This is a genomic window from Nostoc paludosum FACHB-159 (assembly GCF_014698835.1).
Classification (GTDB): domain Bacteria; phylum Cyanobacteriota; class Cyanobacteriia; order Cyanobacteriales; family Nostocaceae; genus Nostoc; species Nostoc paludosum.
The window spans coordinates 1-3,015 of record NZ_JACJTU010000152.1; the positions used below are offsets into that span (position 1 = coordinate 1).

At 44.5% G+C, this 3,015-nt stretch carries 4 protein-coding genes and 1 pseudogene; 2 read left to right on the forward strand and 3 right to left on the reverse strand.

Annotation, left to right across the window (positions count from 1 at the left end):
• Nucleotides 1-104: 104 nt before the first annotated feature.
• Nucleotides 105-815, reverse strand: a complete 711-nt coding sequence (locus H6H03_RS39600) for a helix-turn-helix transcriptional regulator (RefSeq protein WP_190960426.1) — start codon at nt 813-815, stop codon at nt 105-107.
• A gap of 106 nt (nt 816-921) precedes the next feature.
• Here H6H03_RS39600 and H6H03_RS39605 point away from each other — a divergent pair, with 106 nt between their 5' ends.
• Together H6H03_RS39605 and H6H03_RS39610 are read left to right on the forward strand one after the other, a co-directional pair.
• Nucleotides 922-1,713 (forward strand): IS5 family transposase, encoded by a 792-nt coding sequence (locus H6H03_RS39605; protein WP_190960427.1) that lies wholly within the window; start codon nt 922-924, stop codon nt 1,711-1,713.
• A gap of 317 nt (nt 1,714-2,030) precedes the next feature.
• Nucleotides 2,031-2,561 carry a helix-turn-helix transcriptional regulator gene (locus tag H6H03_RS39610; RefSeq protein ID WP_390843068.1) on the forward strand — a complete coding sequence of 177 codons (531 nt, stop codon included), beginning with the start codon at nt 2,031-2,033 and terminating at the stop codon, nt 2,559-2,561.
• A gap of 53 nt (nt 2,562-2,614) precedes the next feature.
• Here H6H03_RS39610 and H6H03_RS39615 read toward each other — a convergent pair whose 3' ends face one another.
• Both H6H03_RS39615 and H6H03_RS39620 read right to left on the reverse strand, forming a co-directional pair.
• The gene (locus H6H03_RS39615; RefSeq protein WP_190960428.1) at nt 2,615-2,809 is read right to left on the reverse strand and encodes a hypothetical protein; all 195 of its coding nucleotides are present in this window, start codon (nt 2,807-2,809) and stop codon (nt 2,615-2,617) included.
• Nucleotides 2,810-2,826: 17 nt separating this feature from the next.
• Nucleotides 2,827-3,015: pseudogene (locus H6H03_RS39620) on the reverse strand (IS701 family transposase); the annotation flags it as partial.

Consider the following 3,015-nt stretch of genomic DNA (forward strand, 5'->3'; position numbering starts at 1 on the left):
ACTATCACTAACTATATCAAACCCTTATGACTCCGTTTTTACGAAGATATCAAAGTTTTGTCTAAAAGCTTTGAACAGTCTGGCTTTGGAGTTTTCGGACAAGTCTAATGTTTGAATAACGTTGAAAAATAACTCGGACTCATTTGCACAATGGCTGCTAGTTCCGCAAGTGCCAAGTCCTGTTCAAGGTTTTGATTAATGAAATCAATCACCTTCTGCAATTGGCGTTTGGCTAAACCACTCTGAGGTCTAGAGATGGATCTTTGGGCTGAGTAATGCCGTAACAAATGAGTCATCAAAGCAGCTGTTAGCGAATCAATATAGAGACGACTGCCAACTCCGCTAGACTCCAGCTCTGACTTGAGCGCGAAGCCAAGACTGTAAATCAGCTGGTCAGGTTTGCTGAAACTGGGGACAAGCTCGATATCAGTGGCAGTTGTCAGATCGAAGGTATGACGTGCAAACGTCCTCGCCTCAAAACTGAGGGTAATAAATTCGTACTCGGTGTTCCAATAAGCCGAATTTAGGACATCAGCTGGCACAACCGTCACATCGCCATACCCAAATTGCCGCTTTTGAAAGCGATGTTCGATCATCTCTTCAACCATTGGTGGCGAAGGACTGCGATCGTGAATGATAATGCGATGCTGCTTGGAATGATTTTCTGAAAGCTGATGTGGCGGATGCCGATGATATTGCAGTTGAATACCATCCCATTGAGCTTTGTCGCTGGAAAGTAGGGGTGCTTCAGGGTAAAGCTTCAGCACGTCATCCTTTTGAGCAAAGTCAATAACTAACAAGTCTGAGGCTAACATTGCTTGCTTTACTTCCTTAGAGGGTGTTTGAAAAGTCGGTCAGGTGGTAAAAAAGCTCTCTCGGTATAAGCTGTGAATAGATAATAGACAGCACCGAGAGAGCAACATGAGTAAAGCATACCCCAGCAATCTGACCCGTGTACAATATGAATTTCTTAGTGACATGATTCCACAACCCAAACCCGGTGGTCGCAAGCGTGAAGTCGATATGTGGGAAGTTTTGAACGCGATCTTCTATGTCCTGCTAGAAGGAGTGAGATGGCGATCGCTACCTGGAGACTTTCCTCCTTGGCAAACAGTGTACACATATTTCCGAAACTGGCGTAAAGACGGGACGTGGTTGCACATTCACGATAGTCTACGACAGTGGACGAGAATCGAGATTGAGCGTCATGCGAGTCCATCAGAGGCAATCATCGATAGTCAAAGTGTAAAAAGTGCGGCGATGGTGAGTCAACAAGTGGGCTTTGATGCAGGCAAACAAATCAAAGGGCGCAAGCGGTTTATGACCGTTGATACCTTGGGATTGGTGCTGCGGGTATTGGTCAGCGCCGCCAGTGTGCCAGAGCGCTCAGGCGGCAAACAAGTACTCAAGCGCGTCAAACAAATGGGTGACAAGGTTTCTCGCTTGACGACTATTTGGACTGATGGCGGCTTTGATGGTCCAGCATTCATGATGTGGGTCATGGACTTTTGTCGTTGGATTGTGCAGGTGGTGCTGCGACCAGAGCAAACTAAGGGGTTCGTGTTGCTCAAAAAACGTTGGGTGGTGGAGCGCACTTTCGGTTGGCTCATGGGGTGTCGCCGATTGGTCAGAGACTATGAGTTATTGCCCGAAACATCGGAGACTTTTATCTACCTTGCCATGATCCGGATCATGGTGAGGCGGTTAGCATGAATTTTGACCCCTAAAAACTTTTCAAACATCCTCTTAGACTGTACATGGCTTCAAGATAATGGATAGTAGTAATATTTGTTTTTTCTAGGTGCTAGACTGCATTACAGCTTAATTTATTTTTTAAAGATAAATCTTTAGAATCATCATAAGTATCCTGCTTGACTTTGTAAAGACTTTTCTTTAATTTGTTGATTATGAAAACTAGTTGACCAGTAGAATCAACAAGCATTCGGACTCGACAGGCGGTTGTCAAACGGCTCAAGCAAGAAGGATCGATAGATGCGGAAACGCTCGCCTCCTACTTGAACATCACTGCAATGGCAGTGCGGCAGCATCTCTACGCTTTGCAAAAAGAAGGATTGGTGACGTACCAGAAACAAGCGCGTCCAATGGGACGACCTGCCAAGTTATGGGAGTTAACGCCTGCTGCCGATCGTTTTTTCCCCGATCGCTACGCTGAGTTAACGTTGGGTCTGATTAACTCAATGAAAGAGGCATTTGGTGAAGAGGGATTTGATCGGCTACTGGAAGTTAGAACTCGCGAACAAATTCAAGCGTATCGAGCGATCGTACCTCGCCATACTTCGCTTCAACAGCAACTAGAAGCGTTAGCAGCGCAGCGAACTGAGGAAGGCTACATGGCAGAGGTCACAGATCAAGCCGATGGCACCTTTCTCTTCGCTGAAAAACATTGCCCCATTTGTGCGGTGGCAACTGCTTGTACTGCGCTGTGTCAGATGGAGTTAGAAATCTTTCAAGCGGCTTTAGGTGACGATGTGAGCGTTGAACGAATTGAACACATTTTGGCGGGCGATAGACATTGTGTATATCTGGTTATCAGTACTTAAACAAAACTAAAGAAGAAAGAAGAGTACAATGCTTATCTGGCATAGCTTTAACCTCAAAGTAACCTCTGACCAAGATAACCTTGACGGTAATCACTTTTCTTTAATCTGGAAGCTTGACGTGCAGACCACTGACGCATAGGAGTAACTTTCTCTACATGAAGTAGCTGATGGTGATAAGTATTATTATCTGTTAGTTGGGCGATCGCACCAGCGATAAGCCCTCTTCTGTCACTTTCCGGAATAAGCAAGTAGTAAAGAAGCTAAATTATCCAGAAGCATAACAGGGTTTAAATTGATTCATTGCGGCAATTAAATGATTGAATCCCAGTAACAAATCTGAATTGGGAAAAATACTTAACCAGGGATAAATTAACCAAAATAGTAAAAGTGGTTGGATAATAAGACGCAGATTATTTAAAGTATTCTTCCATCCAGATTCATGATTCCATTGTGG